16 protein-coding genes and 4 pseudogenes are annotated in these 20,982 nt (G+C 42.6%); 15 read left to right on the forward strand and 5 right to left on the reverse strand.

The features are described 5' to 3' along the window. Positions 1-15 precede the first annotated feature (15 nt). The gene (locus tag AC5JL8_RS19305; protein WP_495881303.1) at positions 16-1,674 is read left to right on the forward strand and encodes a dipeptide ABC transporter ATP-binding protein; all 1,659 of its coding nucleotides are present in this window, start codon (positions 16-18) and stop codon (positions 1,672-1,674) included. A gap of 109 nt (positions 1,675-1,783) precedes the next feature. On the opposite strand, the pseudogene AC5JL8_RS19310 reads toward AC5JL8_RS19305, so the two are convergent. Then, positions 1,784-2,164 (reverse strand): annotated as a pseudogene (locus tag AC5JL8_RS19310) (efflux RND transporter permease subunit); the annotation flags it as partial. Between the two features lie 194 nt (positions 2,165-2,358). Next, positions 2,359-3,300 (reverse strand): hypothetical protein, encoded by a 942-nt coding sequence (locus tag AC5JL8_RS19315; RefSeq protein WP_495881304.1) that lies wholly within the window; start codon positions 3,298-3,300, stop codon positions 2,359-2,361. 576 nt (positions 3,301-3,876) lie between these two features. Between AC5JL8_RS19315 and AC5JL8_RS19320 the strand changes: the two genes are divergently transcribed. The 3 genes from AC5JL8_RS19320 to AC5JL8_RS19330 all read left to right on the forward strand — a co-directional run bounded on the left by AC5JL8_RS19320 (position 3,877) and on the right by AC5JL8_RS19330 (position 5,929). Then, positions 3,877-4,371, forward strand: coding sequence for a GNAT family N-acetyltransferase (locus AC5JL8_RS19320; protein ID WP_495881675.1), 495 nt, complete (start codon positions 3,877-3,879; stop codon positions 4,369-4,371). A gap of 119 nt (positions 4,372-4,490) precedes the next feature. Then, positions 4,491-5,468 (forward strand): 50S ribosomal protein L11 methyltransferase, encoded by a 978-nt coding sequence (locus AC5JL8_RS19325; protein WP_495881676.1) that lies wholly within the window; start codon positions 4,491-4,493, stop codon positions 5,466-5,468. A 119-nt stretch (positions 5,469-5,587) separates the two neighbouring features. Further along, positions 5,588-5,929, forward strand: a complete 342-nt coding sequence (locus AC5JL8_RS19330) for a hypothetical protein (protein WP_495881305.1) — start codon at positions 5,588-5,590, stop codon at positions 5,927-5,929. Positions 5,930-6,010: 81 nt separating this feature from the next. Here the strand turns inward: AC5JL8_RS19330 and AC5JL8_RS19335 are convergent, their stop codons facing one another. Next, positions 6,011-6,901, reverse strand: a complete 891-nt coding sequence (locus tag AC5JL8_RS19335; RefSeq protein WP_495881306.1) for a LysR substrate-binding domain-containing protein — start codon at positions 6,899-6,901, stop codon at positions 6,011-6,013. Between the two features lie 118 nt (positions 6,902-7,019). Here AC5JL8_RS19335 and AC5JL8_RS19340 point away from each other — a divergent pair, with 118 nt between their 5' ends. The 6 genes and pseudogenes from AC5JL8_RS19340 to AC5JL8_RS19365 all read left to right on the forward strand — a co-directional run. Continuing rightward, entirely contained in the window at positions 7,020-7,538 is a 519-nt protein-coding gene (locus tag AC5JL8_RS19340; protein ID WP_495881307.1) for an SDR family NAD(P)-dependent oxidoreductase, read from the forward strand. Between the two features lie 127 nt (positions 7,539-7,665). Beyond that, a complete protein-coding gene (locus tag AC5JL8_RS19345; protein ID WP_495881308.1) occupies positions 7,666-8,523 on the forward strand; it encodes an SDR family NAD(P)-dependent oxidoreductase in 858 nt (285 codons plus the stop codon). A gap of 127 nt (positions 8,524-8,650) precedes the next feature. Beyond that, positions 8,651-8,830 (forward strand): annotated as a pseudogene (locus tag AC5JL8_RS19350) (TetR/AcrR family transcriptional regulator); the annotation flags it as partial. A gap of 126 nt (positions 8,831-8,956) precedes the next feature. Then, positions 8,957-9,187: a transposase gene (locus tag AC5JL8_RS19355; protein WP_495881309.1), complete on the forward strand. Its 231-nt coding sequence runs from the start codon at positions 8,957-8,959 to the stop codon at positions 9,185-9,187. A gap of 9 nt (positions 9,188-9,196) precedes the next feature. Continuing rightward, positions 9,197-9,391, forward strand: a pseudogene (locus tag AC5JL8_RS19360) (ISKra4 family transposase); the annotation flags it as partial. A 282-nt stretch (positions 9,392-9,673) separates the two neighbouring features. Beyond that, positions 9,674-9,862 (forward strand): annotated as a pseudogene (locus AC5JL8_RS19365) (ISKra4 family transposase); the annotation flags it as partial. Here AC5JL8_RS19365 and ilvA read toward each other — a convergent pair. Beyond that, complete coding sequence (gene ilvA, locus AC5JL8_RS19370; protein ID WP_495881310.1) at positions 9,860-11,371, reverse strand: threonine ammonia-lyase, biosynthetic; 1,512 nt, start codon at positions 11,369-11,371, stop codon at positions 9,860-9,862. The pseudogene AC5JL8_RS19365 and the gene ilvA sit on opposite strands and share 3 nt — an antisense overlap. A 116-nt stretch (positions 11,372-11,487) precedes the next feature. On the opposite strand from ilvA, the gene AC5JL8_RS19375 reads away from it, so the two are divergent. The 3 genes from AC5JL8_RS19375 (at position 11,488) to sbcD (ending at position 15,223) form a co-directional block, all read left to right on the forward strand. Continuing rightward, positions 11,488-12,312 carry a M90 family metallopeptidase gene (locus tag AC5JL8_RS19375; protein WP_495881311.1) on the forward strand — a complete coding sequence of 275 codons (825 nt, stop codon included), beginning with the start codon at positions 11,488-11,490 and terminating at the stop codon, positions 12,310-12,312. Between the two features lie 869 nt (positions 12,313-13,181). Beyond that, positions 13,182-13,907 (forward strand): phosphoadenosine phosphosulfate reductase, encoded by a 726-nt coding sequence (gene cysH / locus AC5JL8_RS19380; RefSeq protein ID WP_495881312.1) that lies wholly within the window; start codon positions 13,182-13,184, stop codon positions 13,905-13,907. A gap of 62 nt (positions 13,908-13,969) precedes the next feature. Continuing rightward, positions 13,970-15,223 carry an exonuclease subunit SbcD gene (gene sbcD / locus AC5JL8_RS19385; protein ID WP_495881677.1) on the forward strand — a complete coding sequence of 418 codons (1,254 nt, stop codon included), beginning with the start codon at positions 13,970-13,972 and terminating at the stop codon, positions 15,221-15,223. A gap of 767 nt (positions 15,224-15,990) precedes the next feature. On the opposite strand, the gene AC5JL8_RS19390 is transcribed toward sbcD, so the two are convergent. Further along, positions 15,991-18,738 carry a DUF3536 domain-containing protein gene (locus AC5JL8_RS19390; RefSeq protein WP_495881313.1) on the reverse strand — a complete coding sequence of 916 codons (2,748 nt, stop codon included), beginning with the start codon at positions 18,736-18,738 and terminating at the stop codon, positions 15,991-15,993. A 966-nt stretch (positions 18,739-19,704) separates the two neighbouring features. Here AC5JL8_RS19390 and cax point away from each other — a divergent pair. Both cax and AC5JL8_RS19400 read left to right on the forward strand, forming a co-directional pair. Then, a complete protein-coding gene (gene cax, locus AC5JL8_RS19395; protein WP_495881314.1) occupies positions 19,705-20,796 on the forward strand; it encodes a calcium/proton exchanger in 1,092 nt (363 codons plus the stop codon). Next, complete coding sequence (locus AC5JL8_RS19400; RefSeq protein WP_495881315.1) at positions 20,783-20,929, forward strand: hypothetical protein; 147 nt, start codon at positions 20,783-20,785, stop codon at positions 20,927-20,929. The genes cax and AC5JL8_RS19400 overlap by 14 nt, the downstream gene beginning before the upstream one ends. The last annotated feature ends 53 nt before the right edge of the window (positions 20,930-20,982 follow it).

Below are 20,982 nucleotides of genomic sequence, written 5' to 3' on the forward strand. Positions count from 1 at the left end.
GGCTGATAAATAACTATGAGTGAAGACTTATTTTGTATAAAAAATTTACGAGTTGCTTATCCTCAACCGAGTGGGGAGGAACTCAATTGGGCGGTTGATGATGTGTCTTTTACTCTCCAACGCGGTGAAAGAATGGGATTGGTGGGAGAGTCGGGTTGTGGTAAATCAACGTTGGGACGGGCTGTGATGCGCTTGCTACCTTCATCTAGTCGCATTGAGGGACAGGCGACATTTCAAGGTAAATCAATATTTGATTTAACACCCCAAGAAGTACGGAAATTTCGAGGGGAAGCGGTAGCATTAATTTTTCAAGATCCAATGACGCGCCTCGATCCGTTGATGACGATTGGTAAACATTGTGTTGAAACTCTGCAAGCGCACTCACCAGAATTATCAGCACGACAAGCGAAAGAAAAAGCGATCGCCACTTTAGAAAAGGTAAAAATTCCTGCTAGTCGGTGGAATCAGTACCCCCATGAGTTTAGCGGTGGGATGCGGCAAAGAGTAGCGATCGCCCTAGCTTTATTACTCAATCCTAAATTAATTGTTGCCGACGAACCAACTACCAGCTTAGATGTCACTGTCTCTGCTCAGATTTTACAAGAGTTAACTCGTCTGTGCAGTGAAGAAAACATGGGGCTGCTGTTGATTTCTCACGATTTGGCAATGGTTGCAGAGTATTGCGATCGCATTGGTGTGATGTATCAAGGCAAGATGGTAGAAATGGGCCGTACAGAGTCTGTATTTCGCCAACCCCAACATGAATACACGCGATCGCTACTAAAAGCAGCTTTACATATACAAACTGTCGATGAAATAGAAACTGATGACTGGGGACTGGGAACTGAGGAGAATTCCTCCGAATCTCCAATATTGCGTATCACTGAACTCAAGCAGCATTACACTATAGAACCTAACTTTATTGAACGAATTTTTAAGGCGCAAAGTCAGACAATTAAAGCCGTAGATGGCATAAACTTGGATCTGTATCCAGGAGAAATTCTCGGATTAGTTGGTGAATCAGGTTGCGGTAAAAGTACCCTTTCACGGACAATTTTGCAACTAATTCGTCCCACTGGTGGCAAAGTCGAATTTTTGGGGCAGGAATTAACTACTTTGTCGCGCCAAGAAATTCGCTCCTCACGGCGACAAATGCAGATGGTTTTTCAAGACCCCCATGCTTGTCTCAATCCTGCTATGACTGTGGGACAAAGTATAGGCGATCCTTTATTAATTCATAATCTTGCGGATGCAGCTAAAGCCAAGGAACAAGTTTTATGGATGCTGCAAAAAGTAGGGCTAACACCGCCAGAAGTTTATTATCAGCGTTATCCTTCAGATTTGTCTGGCGGACAACAACAACGAGTTGCGATCGCCCGTGCTTTAATTACCCGTCCCAAACTGCTGATTTGTGATGAACCTGTGAGTATGTTAGATGCTAGCGTGCAGTCGCAAGTACTGGATTTGATGTTGCAATTAAAAGAGGAATTTGAGTTAACGTATTTATTTATTACTCATGACCTCTGGTTAGCGAGATTTTTGTGCGATCGTATTGCGGTAATGAACGGAGGTAAAATTGTCGAACTTGGCCCAACAAAACGAATTTTTGCCAACCCCCAACATCCCTACACTAAAACTTTATTATCCGCTGCTCCCTTACTAGCACGAGCTTAACTGACGAATTCTTGATGGGTTATAGCGATTTGCCATGAAATCACAGATAAACACCGATAAATATCGGTGTTTATCTGTGTCCATCTGAGGATTTTTTAATCTTATACCATCAAATTCCATCTTCTGAGGAATTTGCTGGCAATTGTTGATAGCGATTTTGTTTATTAAAGCGTTCGCTAGTTGTTTTAATCACGATATACAAAATCGGTACTACAAACAAACTTAAAAAGGTAGCAATTAGCATTCCACCAAATACTGCTATTCCTAAAGATTGGCGGCTTCCTGCGCCGGCTCCTGTAGCCGTAGCTAAGGGAAAAATTCCTAAGAGAGTAGAAAAAGCAGTCATCAAGATTGGTCGCTACCGCTCTTGTAACCCTTCAATTGCTGCTTTTGTAATTGGTAGCCCTTGTTCTCGTAATTGGTTAGCAAATTCGACAATCAAAATAGCATTTTTACTAGCTAAAGCAATTAACATTACTAAACCAATTTGGGAAAGCAGGGGAAGAAAGAAATTTTAGTTTTTCCAAAAAGCCTGAATCATATTTCAATTCAGCAACACCCTAAAAATTAAGAGTTTGGATAAGGGGTTTAGGGGCATAGAGGTGTAAATATTCAAAACTTTTATACCTTTATACGCTTATACCCTTACACCCAGGCTCAACAGAAAACTTTTGTGCGTAAGCCTTAATTACAATCACTTCCTTCAAGTAATTTAGGTGCTTTTGTGTGTGAACCATATAGCTCAACAAATCTTTTAAACAGCAACATGGTTTTGTGATTTGAAGCTAAATTCAAGTTAAATAAACGCTCTATATTTTTCTCGCCTAGATTACGTAAATAAGGCAAATCCTCAAACAGAGTTAAGCAAGAAGCAAAATGCAGTAGTATTTGTAGTAATGGTTTAGGCCAGTCCAGGTCGCTGTAGATTTCTATAAATAAACGATGCTCGCTATGATTTAAGGGTATTGCATAAAACATTACAGTTATTCTCTTATTATTGTAAACCGGAATACTAAGTTCCACTGTGTAGGGAGTATGCAATATTAAATCGACCTCAACAATCGGTTGTCTCCAAATTCTTAAAGCATTAACTGGAGACTCTAAAATTGTTTGAAACTGGATGATACCACCAATGGCTGTAGGCTGGAAAGAACTAATATTAATCACCCTCAAGTTGTTCAAGCTAAACTTATGGACTGTTTCTAAATGTTTTAAATTCAGCAGGTGATAGATTTGGCAGAGATACGAAAAAGGTAAAATATATTCCTGGCTAATCATATGTCGCTTCTTCAACTCAAATTTGTTGTCTTGAGTCCGACATAGATATCCTTGATATTGCGTAGTGTCTATATCATTGCTATTTAAGTCCGTTTCAGGTCTTAGATACAGCCAACTGAAGAAAAAGAATGAGGCTGTAAATAGCTGAAATACTTCAATAGCAGATAAATAGCCATCAGCAAAGGCAGCTAGGCTCCTATCGGTTATTCCGAAAAGCCAAGACGGAATCCCAAAAAGCCAAATACCATTCCTGAGCTTGAGTATAAAAATCGCAAAATCTAATTCTAGAGATTGCTTGTTAGCTTGAGTAGAGCTATCACTATCTTTATTGGTGAGATTAATAGACATAGTAGTTCAAACGTATATAAATTTTTAACTCTAAGACTTAATGTCTGCAATTACGTTGATCCTAGCCGTAACATAATTTAATCAACCTCTATCTTTGGCTGTATATACAGGTGATAAATCTTTTTGTAATTGATCAAAAATTTTCTAATTCTGGCAACAAAACAAAAACTATTAGCATATACATTTTAAATTTATTAAAAAGTAGTTTTTAATACTTACTTTCCAAAAGTTTTATATTTTATACATACAAATAAAAATAGCTAATAACAGCCTAATATTTATTTGATTAAACCTAAATTTCCTAGTCTAACAAAAGATATATATAGACAATTAGAGAAAAAATATGTTTTTCTCTAACAAGGTACATAATTTACATCTAGAGGATGAGTGCAGAGCAGGTAGTAAGTGAGTAATCCTAACTTCAAGAGACGATGGCATAGCGATCGCAACTATTTTCTCAAGAGTAACAATGCGAATATTCAAAACATCGCCTTGAAAGCAATTACCACCTCAACCTATAGAATAACTACCACTAAGGTTGTATTATTTTTAAATATTTTCTGCGAGACGGCAGCAATGACTATTCGCCATGCGACTGAAGTTGACTTACCTGCTATTGTGGCAATTTACAATGCTGCAATTCCTAGCCGCATGGCCACCGCTGATTTAGAGCCAGTGTCTGTAGAAAGTCGCCTGAATTGGTTTCGGGGGCGATCGCTTTCACAAAGACCGCTTTGGGTGGTAGAAGTAAAAGGTGTACTCGCTGGGTGGCTTAGTTTCCAATCGTTTTATGGGCGACCAGCCTATAGTAAGACTGCCGAAATTAGTATTTATATTGCCCCAACTTTCCAACGGTGTGGTTTAGGACGACAACTCTTAGCGCAAGCAATTAACGAAAGTCCTAATTTGGGTTTAAAAACCTTAATCGGCTTCATCTTTGCCCATAACCAGCCCAGTTTAAAGCTATTTGAAACATTTGAGTTTAAATCTTGGGGACATTTGCCCAACGTTGCAGAACTTGACGGTGTTGAACGTGACTTAGTAATTATGGGGCTGCGGATTGAAGATTAGGGGCTGGGGACTGGGGATTGGGGATTGGGGATTGGGGACTGGGGATTGGGGACTGGGGATTGGGGATCAGGGACAAGGAAGAAAATGCACTTATGCGGTTATGTCCGAAGGAAGTAAATATGTCGTGGATGGAGTTGAGTATAGACACAACAAATGAGGCTGTTGATTGGGTCTGTACGCTACTGGCAAAAAACAACTATATTAATGACGTTCATATTAGAAAATATATTGAACCAGACTTAGGCGAAGCGGCAGAGCAAGGTAATGTAAAACCCTATTGGACATTTAGTATCTGCTTATACTTACCTGATGATGTCTATGCAAATACTCGTGGGTCAGAAATCGCCAATTTGCTCTCGCCATTGGAAAGAACCGGACTTTCTTCTACTCTTCAAATAGCTATAGTTGAGGAAAAACCAACAGATGCAGAACTAGCAAGTTCCCTTATACGCCGGATTGGGCAAAAGTTTGTTGTCCTCTCTGCCGATATGCCATATAGTTCGCAAGCAGAGGAAATCATCTTAAGGCTTAAACCCAGCCTGGCTTTTGGTAGTGGTTTGCATCCAGCGACTATACTCAGCCTGAAATTGCTTGAGCGTTATATTACTCCCGCAATGAATGTCCTTGATTTGGGGTCAGGTTCTGGTATTTTGAGTGTGGCGATCGCAAAGCTGGGAGCAAATGTTTTAGCCTTAGATAATGACAGTATTGCTGTGCAAGCAACTCAAGACGCTGTACATATTAATGGGGTAGAGCAGCAAGTAACAGTCATGGAAGGCAGTCTAGAATGTGGTAGCGAACTAGGGCATTGGATGGGTGGAGACTCCATCAATAATGTGTCTACAGTTGAGGCAAAAAATCAATTTGATTTGATTGTTGCAAATATCCCAGGTAGAGTACATATTGCCTTAGCTGCTGATTACCAAAAAGCGCTACGTCAAAGTAATATTCATGCAAGCTTGCTAATTTTAGCTGGGTTTACTGTAGATTATGAAGCAGATTTGGCTACAGCATTCACAGAAGCAGGTTTTGATTTAGTCGATTGTGAACGACAAGACGAGTGGCTTGCACTTGCCTATCGGTTGAAAGCAAAGTAATTTGCAAAGTGATAAAGTGCGATCGCTAATTTCTAGTATTTTACTTATGGCTATAATCGTAAACTTTGCTACTTTATGGGCAACCTAATCTATAGTCATACTTTGGTTTTGATAAATTGATGGATTTATTTACCGATGCAGTTGCACAGATAGAAGATGCTTATGTTGCGCTAAATCATCAACTGGGTTGGCGCTTCTTATACTCTCCATCTCACACACTTTCAAGTACTGTTCCAATCTTTTTTGCAGGGATTCATCCTGGTGGTCATTTTTACGAAACGCCAAAAGCAAGTGTAGAAGAAGGCAATGCCTACCGTGTGGAAGGCTGGGAAGATGGCCATCATAATCAATTACAGCAGCAGGTTTGTTTGCTCTATGAAAAAGTTGCTAAAAAACTTGAGAAAGTCAACACTGCTAAAAATTCCTCAATTTCATCATCTTCAACCCAACCCCGTGCTTGAATCATTCGTTGCGTAAAACGGCGTAGTGCTTGTAATTTTGGATCTGCGAGTGGGATACCATCACCTAACGCTTGAATATCTTCACTCTCCCCATTGTGTCGTCTTCCGTGCCAAGCCCAGAAATGCTCTTATTACTGGTGAGGAATCATGCTGCCGCCAAGTAAGATAAAGTCCGGTTTTAGGTATCTGCTCTTGTAAGGGTCTATAAATGACTCTGCTTCTGTGGAAGTTTTGCAAGGAGGCGGGAACGAAAGCAATGCCCAGTCCTGCTGCAACCAAGCCGATGATAGTTTGCATCTGAACTGCCTCTTGAGCAACTTTCGGACGAAATCCAGCTTGTTGACAAATGTTAATAATCTGCTCGTAAAAGATGGGTCCCATTTTGGCAGGAAATAGGATAAATAATTCATCTGCCAAAGCGGAGAGAGACACTTTAGTCTGAGCAGAGAACGGATGGGTTTCTGGCAACGCCAATACCAATGATTCTTGCAAAATGCATTCCACACTCAAACCTGGCTCAATGATGGCAGAACGAACAATGCCGACATCAACCTGTTTGTGATGCAGGGCTTGAATTTGCTCTTGCGTCGTCAGTTCATGCAATCGCAGTTGTACAGCAGGAAACTGTTCTCGAAAGACACTTACAATATCTGGCAGTACACTATACGTTGCAGAGCCGACAAAGCCGATCGCCAACCGTCCAACCTCACCCCGCCCTATCTGTTGTGTCACTTCGATTGCCTGTTCGAGTTGCGCTAACACTCCATAGGAGCGATCTAAAAACATTTTGCCTGCTTCAGTCAGATGCACTTGCCGCTTCGTTCGTTCAAACAACTTGACTCCTAGTTCATCTTCCAAACCACGAATCTGCTGACTGAGCGGAGGTTGGGAAATGTGCAACCGCTCTGCTGCTCGACTAAAGTGTAGTTCCTCAGCCACCGCGATGAAGTAGTGCAGGTGCCGTAATTCCATCTTACTTATATGTCTAACCTATTAATCTTAGTCAAATATATATTGGACAGTCGCATGGCTGTCTCCTACCGTAAGAGATATGAGGCGCGTCTCATCGTTTTTGGTTTGGAGAAAACAAATGAACTTAGACAAAAATTGTGTCGCTCCTAAAGTTTGGTTAATTACAGGATGCTCAACAGGATTCGGACGTGCCCTAGCAGAAGCTGTGTTGAAGAAGGGCGACCACCTGCTGGCGACTGCTCGCGAACCAGAGCAACTTCGCGCTTTAATTGACGATTATCCAAAAACTGCATTCGGCGAGCGTCTAGATGTAACCATATCCCAAGAGATACAAGCAGCCGTTGATGCAGCAATCAAAACATTTGGTCGAATTGATGTACTCGTCAACAATGCTGGCTATGGACTGATTGGCGCACTCGAAGAAGTCAGTGATGCTGATATTCGCCAACAGTTTGAAACCAACTTCTTTGGGGCAGTTCATCTAATCCGAACTGTTTTGCCTCTGATGCGTCAGCAAGGCAGCGGTCACATTGTGAATATGTCATCTACGGCAGGATTAGTGGGGTTTGGTGGTAGCAGTATCTACTGTGGCACTAAATTTGCCCTTGAAGGTATAAATGAGTGGTACGCCGCCTAACAATTCATTTAAGCCGAAGCCGCTTGGCGGTTCAGCTTAATTAGAGTCTGGTAGTTAAGCTCTGAGCTAGTCATTAAACAGTGCATACACCTACTAAAAAGCAGAATTTAAGTCAGGAGAAAGTGAAGTGATTCGGCTCGACGATCAAGTAGCGATTATTACTGGAAGCGGGCGAGGTTTGGGGGCAGCCTATGCCCGCCTGCTTGCACAAAGAGGAGCGCGTGTCGTTATACATGACGCAGGCGTTAACAAAGATGGAACCGGATTCGATGCGAACGTGGCGGCTGATGCTGCACGGAAAATTCAAGAAGCAGGTGGAGTTGCATTCCCAATCAACGCAATCCTTGATAGTAGAGATAACTGCCAAAGTCTAGTGGAAACTACGCTCTTGAAGTTTGGTCGCCTCGACATCTTGATCCACAATGCCGGATGGGTTGCCTATCAGTCAGTGCAAGAACTAACGCCTGATTTTCTACAGCGCGCCATCAGCATTAATTTAGAGGCACCAACATGGCTGGCTCAAGCCGCCTTTCCGACGATGAAACAGCAAAACTACGGACGGATTGTGCTGACGACTTCGGATAGAGCGATTTATCAGCAATATGCACTCAGTGGTCTCGCCCCCTATGCGATGGGAAAAATGGCACAGATAGGTCTGATGAATGTGCTCGCGGTTGAAGGCAAAGAGCATGGAATTCTCGTTAATGCGATTTCGCCGGTAGCCAAAACGCGTATGTGGAACGTACAAGATCAGCCAGAGGAGTTGCGACCCGATCAAGTAGCCCCCGGATTGTTATATCTCGCTTCTGGTGAATGCCAAGAGTCTGGATTTATATTAAGGGCAAGCAATGGTCAATTCACAGCAGTGCGCTGGATCGAGCGAGACAATGTGGACTATCCATTAAACCTTGCCGCTGTTGAGGTTTCTACTGCGGAGGATTTGGCTACTCGCTGGCAGGAGATTGCTGCGGATGTTGCGTTTTAAGGACTGGGCTTGTACTTCGAGATGGTCTGTAGGGAAACAATCGAGATTATTAGCGGGAGAGTAGTTGAAAGGATGTTGTGGGTAAGGGGCGATCGCCTCTCTCCCCAATGCCTCCTGTGAATGAGGAGAGCAAGGCATTACACCCAAAGAACGCTTACTAGCAACGATTGATGTTTTACGTGAGTGGTACTCAAGCCCCAATTTTCCCGGTTGTCCGTTCATCAATGCTGTTTTGGAGCTTGCCGATGCTTCTCATAAAGCACATCAGGTTTCGGTAGACCTACGTGAGTCGATTCGACAAATTATACCAATTCTCTAAAATCCGGCTACAGATAAAGCCACCAAAATATATCGCCTTCGGGCAATAGATGCAATAATACCAATTCTCTGAAAACTCGATAACGGCGCATTTGATAAAGCCAAACGTCTTCTGTTGCCAGATAACATCATTTTATTATTTCAGCCGCCACATTCTCCACAGTTAAATCCAATTGAGCAGGTTTGGCAATATACTAAGCGCCGACTTCGTTGGTTATTACCCAAAAATCTTGATGATTTACGTGCTGCTCTCTACGCTGAAATTGGGAAATTAACCAAATCAATTATTGCATCTATTGCCCGAAGGCAATATATTTTAGAGGCGCTATCTGTAGCCAGTTTTTAGAGAATTGGTATTAGTGTAGATGGCGGTAAGGTGAGGCTTCGGACTGAAAAAAAAGGAGACCCATGTATCTGGAAAGACTATAAAGCCATCTGCATCAACCAAGAAATAAAAGTAGCTAGATTAGGTGAAAATGAAGCTTTAATTGATTACGTAAATCAACAGCAGTTGGCAGACCCATTAATATCATGTCCGGCAAATCACCCTTAATATCATTGCGAGTGGAACGAAGTGAAACGACGCAATCGCAATGTTTTTGGGATTGCTTCCCTACGGTCGCAATGACGGTTATTTGAATGGACATGATATAACTTGCTTCTGACTTTTCCCGTTAAGTCGTGAAACAACGAAATAGCAAGGGTTTCAGGCTCTATGTTGCTTCTCAATAAATTAAGATTAATGACAATGAATTACGAGAGAATAGAGCTTTTGGCTAGGGGCATGGTAAGCGATCGCTCAATCAAGGAGATAACGGGAAAAGTCAGAACTTGCTTAGGTGATGGACATCCTGGGATTTGGAAAATAATTCGACAATTTAATTGTCCTGGAGAAAGACGCGAGATTTTAGATTGGTTTCATCTCGTTGAAAATCTACATAAAGTCGGTGGTTCTCTCAAACGACTCAAAGCTGCTGAAACTTTTCTTTGGCAAGGAAAAGTTGATGAAACACTCGCTCTATCCTAAAAATAGCTTGTAGGCTGGATTTTTGTTTTCATCCCAATAGCGATAGCCGAGTGTATCAAGAAATGCCTGCCACTCTTCCATCTCCTGCGGCGGTACTTGTATACCTACGACAATTCGCCCGTAATCTGCCCCATTGTTGCGGTAGTGGAACATACTAATATTCCAGTTGGGACTCATAGAACCAACAAACTTCATCAACGCGCCAGGACGTTCAGGAAACTCAAAACGGTAGAGCAATTCATTATGTGCTAGGGGAGAATGTCCACCAACCATGTGCCGCAGATGCAATTTTGTCAGTTCGTCGTCGGTTAAGTCGATAGTTTTGAAACCGCAGCCTTCAAAAGTTTCCAGCATCTTGGTAGCATCGGCACGGTTTTGAATTTGTACACCAACGAAAATATGTGCTTCTTTTTCATCGGCAATGCGATAGTTAAACTCAGTTAAGTTACGCTTGCCAATACATTCACAAAATTTACGCAGACTTCCCCGTTCTTCGGGAATAGCTACAGCAAAGATGGCTTCGCGGCGTTCACCAAACTCTGCCCGTTCTGCCACAAAGCGGAGTCGGTCAAAGTTCATATTAGCACCGCAGGCAACAGCAATTAATGTTTGTTCCTGGATTTGCTCCCTTTCTGCATAGGCTTTAGCAGCTGCGATCGCCAATGCCCCAGCTGGTTCTAAAATTGATCGTGTATCTTCAAATACGTCTTTAATGGCAGCACAGGTGGCATCGGTATCCACCAAAATGATTTCATCTACATACTGCTGACACAAGTGAAAAGTTTCCTCTCCCACTTCGCGCACTGCTACCCCATCAGCAAATAACCCTACTTGAGATAATCGCACCCGATGTCCGGCTTTGAGTGATTGATTCATCGCATCAGCATCCACCGGTTCCACACCAATAATCTTGATTTCTGGACGCAACCGTTTGACATACGCTGCAATCCCAGCAATCAATCCACCGCCGCCAATTGCTACAAAAATTGCATGGATGGGTTGTTGATATTGCCGGAGAATTTCCATCCCAATTGTTCCCTGTCCAGCAATCACATCTGGGTCGTCAAAAGGATGAATAAAGGTGAGTCCCTTTTCTGCCTCTAATTCACGGGCATAAGCATAGGCATCATCGTAGGTATTACCATGTAATACCACTTCTCCCCCACGCGCTTTGACTGCATCCACCTTAACCTGGGGTGTAGTTACTGGCATTACAATAATCGCTCGTGTTCCCAATCGGCTAGCGCTCAAGGCGACCCCTTGGGCATGGTTACCCGCAGATGCCGCAATTACACCCTGTGCCAATAAATCCGGTGGCAGGTTCACCATCTTATTATAAGCACCACGTAATTTAAAAGAAAATACTGACTGCATATCTTCTCGTTTCAGCAGGAGCCTATTATTCAGCCTCTTGGAAAGATTTGGGGCGTACTCTAGTGGTGTTTCCTGGGCAACTTCATACACACGAGCAGTTAGGATTTGAACCAGGTAATCGCAATACATGGACGTCAATGGGGTAGCAGATGCCGGATGGACTATAATTTTACGGCACTTGTGTACTTATTTTATTGACACATGAGGAACTATCTAAAAGGTGACATCTACAAGTAACGCTAGCAATGGTTACAACAATTATTGTTTTTCTGATTATTGGGCTGATTGTGACTGGTATCTTAATCAATCCTGTCCTCATTAAACAGCGAAGAAAACGTCTGAAGCATCACTCTTTTCCTCCTCTGTGGAATGCGATTCTTGAAAATAATCTTCCTATTTACCTGTGTCTTTTTCCTCCTGAACGCAGACGGCTTCAGGGACATATTCAAGTATTTTTGGCGGAAAAACAATTTATTGGCTGTAGAGGATTGCAGGTGACAGAAGAAATGAAACTAACAATTGCTGCTGTCGCCTGTTTGCTTCTGCTTAATGAACGAGGAGAGTACTTTCCCAAACTACGTTCTATTTTGATTTATCCTGGCGCTTATTTTGTAAATGAAATTGTCGCCACTGGAAATTATGTTGTCGAAGAAAGGCGCGTAGCCAGACTGGGAGAATCATGGACTCGTGACCAACTAGTACTATCGTGGGAACAAGTGCAACAAGATATTCGCAACTGGAAGGATGGACATAACGTTGTGCTGCATGAATTTGCCCATCAGTTGGATCAAGAAGATGGTAAAGCAGAGGGCGTTCCTATTTTGCAACGAAATTCAGACTATCCTATTTGGGCGCAGGTAATGACAGCAGAATATCAACAACTCTGCAATGATGTTCAACAAGGTATCAAAACTGTCATAGATAGCTATGGTACAACTAATCCTGCAGAGTTTTTTGCCGTAGCGACTGAGACATTCTTTGAGCAACCAGAGGAATTACAGCAGCGGCATCCAAGACTTTATCAACTACTGCAAGGCTACTATCAAGTAGATCCTATCCTATGGAATTAGATTTTAAAAGTTATACCAATTTGAAAAAAGAATGCAACAGATGGGTAGGGGAGCCACTCCGTTCGGTCGCCAGACTTGTAGACGCGAAGCGGTGAGGCAGTGCGTTGGTGAGGCAGCGACGGGTACGCAGGGGGTTTCCCCCATGAGCGACTGCCGAAAGGGTTAAGCGACTTGAAGCAACTGCCGCTCGCGCAGCGTATCCGTAGGATTCACCCGAAGGGCTTCCCGCAGGGTAGGAAGTGGCGTCGCACGGCACTGCTGTGCCCCTACGAAGAATTTATGTGTCGCAAACATTATTTGAATTGGTATTAAATGTCTAATTTATTAATATGTTGAGCTATTTGAATAAACAAATGTAAAACCCCTCTCAGTTAAGAAAGGGGTTATGTAAAGTTTTTTTGCTAAAAATTTGCTGTTGTTGTATTAAAATACACTCATGATGGTGATTATGCTTACGCTAGTCAACATTATGAGGGCACCCATAACTATAGATTCACCCAATGAACCTGGAGTCTTTAAATTGTTCATGTTAGTAGAATCCTTTGATTTCTGATGATTCTATTAACAATATCAACATCTGTATTGTATATCCATATATATACGTAAAAAATTAAAATTTCGTAAAGTTTCTTAGTAAAGGCTGTAGTATTTACTTATCAAAAGCTTTGTAAACTTCCTGAGCTAGATAAATCCAAGAATGGATTCAACTTTTTCTAGCTGTTACTGGTAGTAAAAGCAACTAAGCAATTCATTAAAAATGCATCTTACGAATACCTAATTTCCGAGCGGCTTATGTGCCTTTATGTGTGCCTATATGGGGTAAAATAATGTTTGTTGAAAATAAAGAACTATTTAGCTAGAAAATTATCATGACAGTTTCCACGGACTCTAAAAACCAAACAGGCAATTTTGACTTAGAGCAATTAAACCAAAAATTTGAAACTGCTACTCCAAAAGAGATACTGGCATGGTCTATAGAAAATATCCCCACGGGACTGGTGCAAACCAGTGCCTTTAATGTGGATGACATGATAATTACCCATATTCTTTACAGTGAACTGAAGCATCCAGTTCCCGTTATATTTCTCGATACTCTATACCACTTTCCTCAAACCCTAGAACTAGTTGCCAAAGCTAAACAAATCTACAACCTGGATCTGAAAACCTACAAGACTCCAGACGTAGATAGCCGCGAAGCCTTTACCGCTAAATACGGCGAAGCTTTATGGGATAAAGATATTACCAAATTCCACCACATTACAAAAATTGAACCTTTGCAAAGAGGTCTAGACGAACTAAATACAATTTCTTGGATAACTGGACGTCGCCGCGACCAAGCTGTTACCCGTGCAAATATGCCCATCTTTGAATTGGATGGTCAAGGGCGCTTGAAACTCAATCCTTTAGCTAACTGGACACGTCAACAAAGCTGGGTTTATGTAGCTGAACACGGAGTAATCTACAACCCCTTACATGATCAAGGCTATCCCAGTATTGGCGACGAACCGATCACCACCAAAGTAGGCGAAGGTGAAGACGAACGTGCTGGACGCTGGCGGGGAACCGGTAAAACAGAATGTGGAATACATATTTAGTTATTGGTTATTAGTCATTAGTATTTAAACAAATGACTAGTGACTAAGGACAAATGACTAAAATGATTAAAATCCTCCATCTTTCAGATATTCACATGGGGAGTGGCTTCTCTCATGGACGCATCAATCCGGCAACAGGATTAAATACACGATTGGAGGATTTCGTCAATACACTATCTTTATGTATTGACCGAGCATTAACAGATGAGGTGGATTTGGTGATATTTGGTGGAGATGCCTTTCCAGATGCCACCCCACCACCTTACGTGCAAGAAGCTTTTGCTAGCCAATTCCGTCGTCTTGTAGATGCCAGTATTCCGACAGTGTTGTTGGTGGGAAATCATGACCAACATTCCCAAGGGCTGGGCGGAGCGAGTTTATGTATATACCGCACTTTAGGAGTACGGGGATTTGTTGTGGGAGATACAGTAACTACCCACCGCATTCAAACTCGCAATGGCAAAGTACAAGTTATTACTCTTCCTTGGCTGACTCGTTCGACGTTGATGACGCGCCAAGAAACCGAAAGTTTATCGCTAGCAGAAGTCAACCAACTGTTAACTGAACGTTTACAAGTAGTATTGGAAGGGGAAATTCGCCGTCTTGACCCCGATGTGCCAACTGTGCTTTTAGCTCATTTAATGGCTGACAATGCGGCTTTAGGAGCCGAACGTTTTTTGGCAGTAGGCAAAGGCTTTACTCTACCCTTATCTTTACTAACGCGTCCCTGTTTTGATTATGTAGCGCTGGGACACGTCCACCGCCACCAGAACCTGAATAAATCTAATGACCCTCCAGTGATTTATCCAGGAAGTATTGAGCGGGTGGATTTTAGTGAAGAGAAGGAAGACAAAGGTTATGTGATGATAGAACTGGAGCGGGGTAGAGCTAATTGGGAATTTTGCCCTTTGCCTGTTCGGACTTTTCGCACCATTGAGGTGGATGTATCTAAGGCAGATGATCCACAAGCAGCAATAATCAAGGCGATCGCTAAGTATGATATTCAAAATGCTGTAGTGCGGTTAATTTACAAACTCCGCTCCGAACAGTTAGATTTAATTGATAATACGTCGCTGCATAGTGCTTTAGGTTCTGCTCACACCTATACCATTCAGCCAGAATTACTCAGTCAGTTAGCTAGACCCCGCATTCCAGAATTGAGTGCGAGTAGTAGCATTGACCCAATGGAAGCATTGAAAACTTACTTAAGTAATCGAGAAGACCTCAAAGACATAGCAGCGTCAATGCTAGAAGCAGCACAGATGTTACTAGGAGATGAGGTAGAAGTCTGGCTGGAAGGAGCAACTCATAAGTAAACTTTCTAGTAGTTAATAACAAAGGCTAAAGCCTGCTTTTGCTCTCTATAAGTGTTGTTATACCAATTCGTAATACCCTGCGAAAAGCTTTACCCTTTTCCTGTTGGAGAGGCCGGTAAGCAAAGCTATGCCCGTTCGCGTAGTGTCTCCGTTAGGAGAAGGGCTTTACGAGAACGGCTAGCCTACCTTGCGGGAACACTTTGTCGAATCGCAACGCCCGCCGTAGGATGCCCGAAGGGCTATAGGGAGAACGCCGGACGGGTGACAATTACACACAAGCAACCTTTTGTTGTCAATGCCTGTTGACAACTTGTAATACAATCGTTATATTTATATATATAAGTTAACAATAAAAATCAAACCAAGGATACACATAACATATTAATAATCATTGTTATAGTTTTGCTAGTTTTATATTTTAATTAAAATCTATTTTTCAATCGCTGTATCTAATCGTCATTAGGACTTCTCCCATCAGCCTCGGTGAATAGCCGGGGTTTTTTGTTGCTGTTAAATGTATAGATACAAAACTTAGTGGTGAGTGCTGAGTGCTGAGTGGTAAGTGAACGTAAATTCGACAAACCTCACCCACCCAACCTCTCTCTCCTCGCAGGAGAGGGGCTGGGGGTGAGGTCAAAATCCTGTGCATCAAACTCACGTTAAGTGATGAGTGGTGATGTACTTGAAAAAAGCCCCGCCTGTGGTGGGCAGTCTTTAAACTCAGCACTTTTAACTCAGCACTCACCACTTCTATAACTCAGCACTGTTTATCGCAACTGATTCTCGATCGCACTCACATCAACGGCTAACTTTTGTCCTAGCTTCAGCAAACGAAGGCACTGAGTAGTGTCTTGCCCATTATTAACAGTGGCAAAACACTGGGGCATTATTTGATTGTGCAAACAGCTGAAGTAAAGTTCCTGGGATCGATGCAGAGAGATACCAAGATTTAGTTGATATCCGACATCAATCAACCGTTCTAAGCGTTGGATATCTGCATCCAAACTGCCGTTGGGATCATGCAGCAATTGCCAAAGCAGTCGCACAATCAACTGTTCTAATATCTGCTTGCCTTCATGAATATCCAGTCGGCAACGCAGATGCTTTGCTTCGGTGGCGATCGCCTCCAATTCTACTATGTGATTCCAACTCATTTGCGAGTCAGTTATATCTTGCTCAAGCGATCGCAATGTCATCAGACAGCGATACCCTAAAGCAATCTCCGCTGCTACCTGCAACTCTTGTGGCACTGTTAGTTCATCCCGGTGAAACGCCATAATCACACCATAATTATCACGGTATGCTTGGGTATAAAGCTGGTCTAAACGTGTCAGTGTTTCTTGACTTAACAGCCGCATAATCCGGTGGCGTTCCTCAGCAAACAGATTTTGCAAGCTAAAGGTTTCTTCTCCAAATAGCTGCGTCATCATCAAGATAGTTTGAGCCGCACTAGCCTGTTGCAGCGAGCCAAATAGTTTTTCTTTCAATTGGCTGTAATCACGCTGTCCCGCAAATGGCTGAATGCAGCAGTGGAAATCCCAACCGCCCAAATGGAGAACTGCAAACACCAAATTTTCGCTTTCCCAAGTAATTTCTGACATTAGTTTTAATTGACCCACTGCCAGAGTTAATGATCCCATGCGTTGCATTTGGTAATCTATCTCATTGGCAGCGTAACAATAAACTCGCTTTTGGTAAGCGGAAGAATTTTTGCTAGCCGTATCTTGTACAGATATGGAACTGCGCGTTTCTGTTTGTTTGTGATTGGCAAATAAAGAAGTAATAGCGTAATGGGCTGCTACTTGCTTGAAACCAATATGGGCAGTCAGCACCAACTGGCGATATACTTCCCCACCATGTTTAAAGTGGTCAACATTACTAGGAGCCAAACCCAGACGCTTGAGGAAGCCTTTTTCTAATTGTACGCCCGCCACATCTCCCGCTAGTTCCAAAGCACGGGCGGCGTAACGCAGAATCTGCGTTCCTTCAGGGCGAGAAAGTTCTTCAAAAAACCATCCACAACTAGTAAACATCAATAATGCATGACGCTGCATTTCCAACAAGCGTAAAGCGTCTACTTGCTCAGATGCTGTGAGTTTGTGAGTTTGATGGCGGGAAAGAAAGCGGCTCACATTGGCAGGAGAGCGATCGCGCAGCACTTGAATATATTCATCTCGTGCTTGCCAGGGATCGCGGAATAGTTGCTTACCATGTTGTTCATACACCTCAATTAATTGATCCCGCAGCCAATTGAGAGCATTCCGCAGAGGACGACGCCATTTCTGATGCCAAACACCGCCTTCACCACCACAACCACAGTCATCTTGCCATCTATCTACACCGTGGGCACAACTCCAGGCAGTTATGGGCTTCAATTCCACTTCCCAAGCGGGAGGATTTAAGCTTAGGTAATGAGCATAGTTCGTTACTGTCCAACCGTGGTAAGGAAACTCTCTGGTAAAAGCGTAGGCTAAAGTTTTCTCAGTTCCTTTCTTGTGATGTCCAAAGGTTTCCCCATCTGTCCCCACAGAAATTAATTGTGCTGGACGATGATCCCCACGCACTGCCGAACCGATGCGTCCTGCAAAATGACTGGAACTATAAACAACATCACTAAAACCCATGTCCCGCGATATCGGCCCATCGTAAAAGAAGATATCGATGTAGCGTAATCCTTCTAAGGATTCTGCTGTGGTATCTGCGGTGGATGCATCCTTACCATTATTTGTAGAAGTCGTGTTGAGCGGTGAAGATGCAACGCTGAGTGATGGTTTCAAATAACAACGATATGGCCGGGTGGGATCAATCTGACTACCACCAACCTCATGCCATTCACTATGGGGATCATTTTGATTGGGTAAAGGACGGCAACGCTGGGCTTGAGATGGTGCCAACACAATAAACCGAATACCTTCATCCACTAAAGCTTCTAGAGTGGCGTAGTCTACGGCAGTTTCTGCTAGCCAAATACCTTCGGGATCGCGCCCAAAGCGAGAACGGAAGTCTTCTTTGCCCCAGCGAATTTGGGTGTATTTATCGCGTTCATTGGCCAGGGGCATGATAATGTGATTGTATACTTGCGCGATCGCATTGCCGTGACCATGCAGACGTTGAGAACTTTTAGCATCCGCCTCTAGAATCCGCTGATAAACCTCCACATCATAACGTTCTAGCCACGACATCAATGTAGGGCCAATGTTAAAGCTCATGTACTCGTAATTATTCACGATCCCGATCACTTCGCCTCGGTCATTTAAGATTCTGGCAAAGGCATTCGGACGATAGCATTCCCAGTGAATCCGCTCATTCCAATCATGGAAAGGTGCAGCACTCGGTTGGCGTTCAATCGCGTCTAGATAAGGATTTTCTCTTGGTGGTTGGTAAAAATGTCCATGCACAGTTACATAAACACCCATCGCCGTTTTCAGGGGATCGCTCTCCAGAGTATGCCTGGGATCTTCATGAGACGTGAATGTTGAGCCAGAGCTAGCTGGCAGTTCAGCAGCAGAAGTCATGTATATTTATCCAAAATCAAAAAACTTGCAGTTGTGCCAAAAAATTGGTCTGTTAACCTTTCTACAGGGGCTTGAACACAAAATCCGTGATCGACAACAACTATGAAATACAACCAAATTTCCGAGAAGGCGGTTTTAGTATAACGGGAAATCTGCGTTATCGCACAGACCTTTCCCTGAAGACATTAAATTATTAGCTATTGAATAACCTCTGATTGCGGAGGTTTTGTCGTGGGTAGTGCTAAAAAATTTAATTGTCTTTTAATACATTAAACCGCATTATTGGAGTAAAATTTTGCTTCTAAAGCATAGTTTTGCAACAAAACATTGCAATAACTATTTAAAACGCAATCTTATATTACATATCTAGCTCAAGAAAGAGAACCGTAAATTCGCGTAACTACTTCTGGAGGAAGTTGAAAGTATCTGAGAGCAAGTTCAAAAACCCTTTTTTGCAAGTATTTTCCCTTGTCTTTATACCACCCGACTTTAAGGTTGCCCATATTTAATAACCTGGGAAGGCTGGGAAAGTTATTGTTATCAAAAATTTTGCGAAATAATATCACCTTTGCAAAATACCTCTAATGAAACAGTACTAGTGCAATCAGGACAAGTCTGGGCACAATAAAAGGGCTAACTAAGGTGACGCAGGCTAGCTCTATAGCAAAAGGAAATATTTTTTAATTTCCGCCTGTAGCTTTAGTCAATGATTTGCCAAGATATAAAACCTGCATTTCGGTAAGTTTGCCATAAACGCAGGTTTTGGCAGCTAAATCGTGATAAGTGCTACGGCAATGTTAACCTTTTTGTTCAAGGTAGTATTCTTACTTGGGAAAGAGCTTCAGCCCGAAACTAGGGTTGAACAGCTGAGGGTAAATTACCTCGGCTTAATGATGTAACAGTCAATATTCCACATGACTATTGACTATGCAGGTGTCTGTAACTAATACCAATTCAAAGTGACCCATGTCAGGCAAAAACATTCTTTTTCTTATTCTGTTAGTGTTTATCCCGGTTTCCTTAACAGCCCACTTTTTGGGCTGGGGAGACTTGATAGTTTTTATCACAGCGGCATTAGCAATTCTGCCCTTAGCTGCTTGGATGGGTACGGCCACTGAAGAAATAGCTGTAGTAGTAGGCCCGTCGTTGGGTGGGTTGTTGAATGCCACCTTTGGCAATGCTACAGAACTAATTATTGCTATAGTTGCCTTGAGAGCTGGGCTAATTAATGTGGTTAAGGCCAGTATTACCGGATCGATTATTGGCAACTTACTACTAGTGATGGGTTTGTCTATGCTTTTGGGCGGACTACGCCATAAGGAACAAACATTTCAGCCAATTGTAGCGCGGGTGAATGCTGCTTCCATGAATTTGGCGGTAATTGCTATTCTGCTCCCCACAGCTATGAACTTTTCCTCTCAAGGAATTAGTGAAAAAATCCTGCAACATCTTTCTATTGCTGTTGCGATAGTATTAATTCTGGTCTACGCTCTGACGCTGCTATTTTCTATGAAAACCCACGCCTATTTATATGAAGTGGGTATGGTAGACGCAGAAATAGAAGAAATCCCTCATACTAAACCAAATCTTTGGCTGTGGAGTGGCGTGCTGCTAGTCTGTACTTTGTTAGTAGCGCTAGAGTCGGAAATGCTGGTCGATTCTTTGGAAGTAGCCACATCTCAACTAGGGTTGACAGCACTATTTACTGGGGTGATCATTGTCCCAATTGTTGGCAATGCTGCGGAACACGCCACAGCAGTTACCGTAGCTATGAAAGATAAGATGGATCTTTCTCTTTCTGTAGCTGTGGGATCAAGTATGCAGATTGCTCTATTTGTTGCCCCTGTTTTAGTGATAGCAGGGTGGATATTTGGTCAACCAATGGATTTAAATTTTCAACCTTTTGAATTAGTAGCCGTCGCGGTGTCAGTCTTTATTGCCAATAGCATTAGTTCTGATGGCAAGTCTAATTGGCTAGAAGGCACCTTATTATTAGCTGCTTATACAGTATTAGGCATAGCTTTCTACTTCCACCCAGCTATTGATGGCATCGGGTAGTTACAAGCAAACATTAACTTCATCAGCGATCGCCTACACTCTAATTGAAGGCGATCGCGAAGCGCGCCCTGTTGTCCAACCCAACTCTGTTGGGTTGGACAACATACGGGCGATCGCTTTTTGCTATGGCTAAGAGGTAGTGTTAGTTGTTTTTTTAACTAATCATCAAAGTTAATTGCCTATTGA

Source organism: Mojavia sp. (genome assembly GCF_059505145.1).

Coding starts and splice junctions, on each gene's coding strand:
- sbcD (WP_495881677.1), top strand. CDS start 13,970: ATGATTAAAATCCTCCATCTTTCAGATATTCACATGGGGAGTGGCTTC.
- AC5JL8_RS19375 (WP_495881311.1), top strand. CDS start 11,488: ATGGTTACAACAATTATTGTTTTTCTGATTATTGGGCTGATTGTGACT.
- AC5JL8_RS19315 (WP_495881304.1), bottom strand. CDS start 3,300: ATGTCTATTAATCTCACCAATAAAGATAGTGATAGCTCTACTCAAGCT.
- AC5JL8_RS19335 (WP_495881306.1), bottom strand. CDS start 6,901: ATGGAATTACGGCACCTGCACTACTTCATCGCGGTGGCTGAGGAACTA.
- AC5JL8_RS19330 (WP_495881305.1), top strand. CDS start 5,588: ATGGATTTATTTACCGATGCAGTTGCACAGATAGAAGATGCTTATGTT.
- AC5JL8_RS19305 (WP_495881303.1), top strand. CDS start 16: ATGAGTGAAGACTTATTTTGTATAAAAAATTTACGAGTTGCTTATCCT.
- cysH (WP_495881312.1), top strand. CDS start 13,182: ATGACAGTTTCCACGGACTCTAAAAACCAAACAGGCAATTTTGACTTA.
- AC5JL8_RS19325 (WP_495881676.1), top strand. CDS start 4,491: ATGTCGTGGATGGAGTTGAGTATAGACACAACAAATGAGGCTGTTGAT.
- AC5JL8_RS19390 (WP_495881313.1), bottom strand. CDS start 18,738: ATGACTTCTGCTGCTGAACTGCCAGCTAGCTCTGGCTCAACATTCACG.
- AC5JL8_RS19400 (WP_495881315.1), top strand. CDS start 20,783: ATGGCATCGGGTAGTTACAAGCAAACATTAACTTCATCAGCGATCGCC.
- cax (WP_495881314.1), top strand. CDS start 19,705: ATGTCAGGCAAAAACATTCTTTTTCTTATTCTGTTAGTGTTTATCCCG.
- AC5JL8_RS19340 (WP_495881307.1), top strand. CDS start 7,020: ATGAACTTAGACAAAAATTGTGTCGCTCCTAAAGTTTGGTTAATTACA.
- AC5JL8_RS19320 (WP_495881675.1), top strand. CDS start 3,877: ATGACTATTCGCCATGCGACTGAAGTTGACTTACCTGCTATTGTGGCA.
- ilvA (WP_495881310.1), bottom strand. CDS start 11,371: ATGTATTGCGATTACCTGGTTCAAATCCTAACTGCTCGTGTGTATGAA.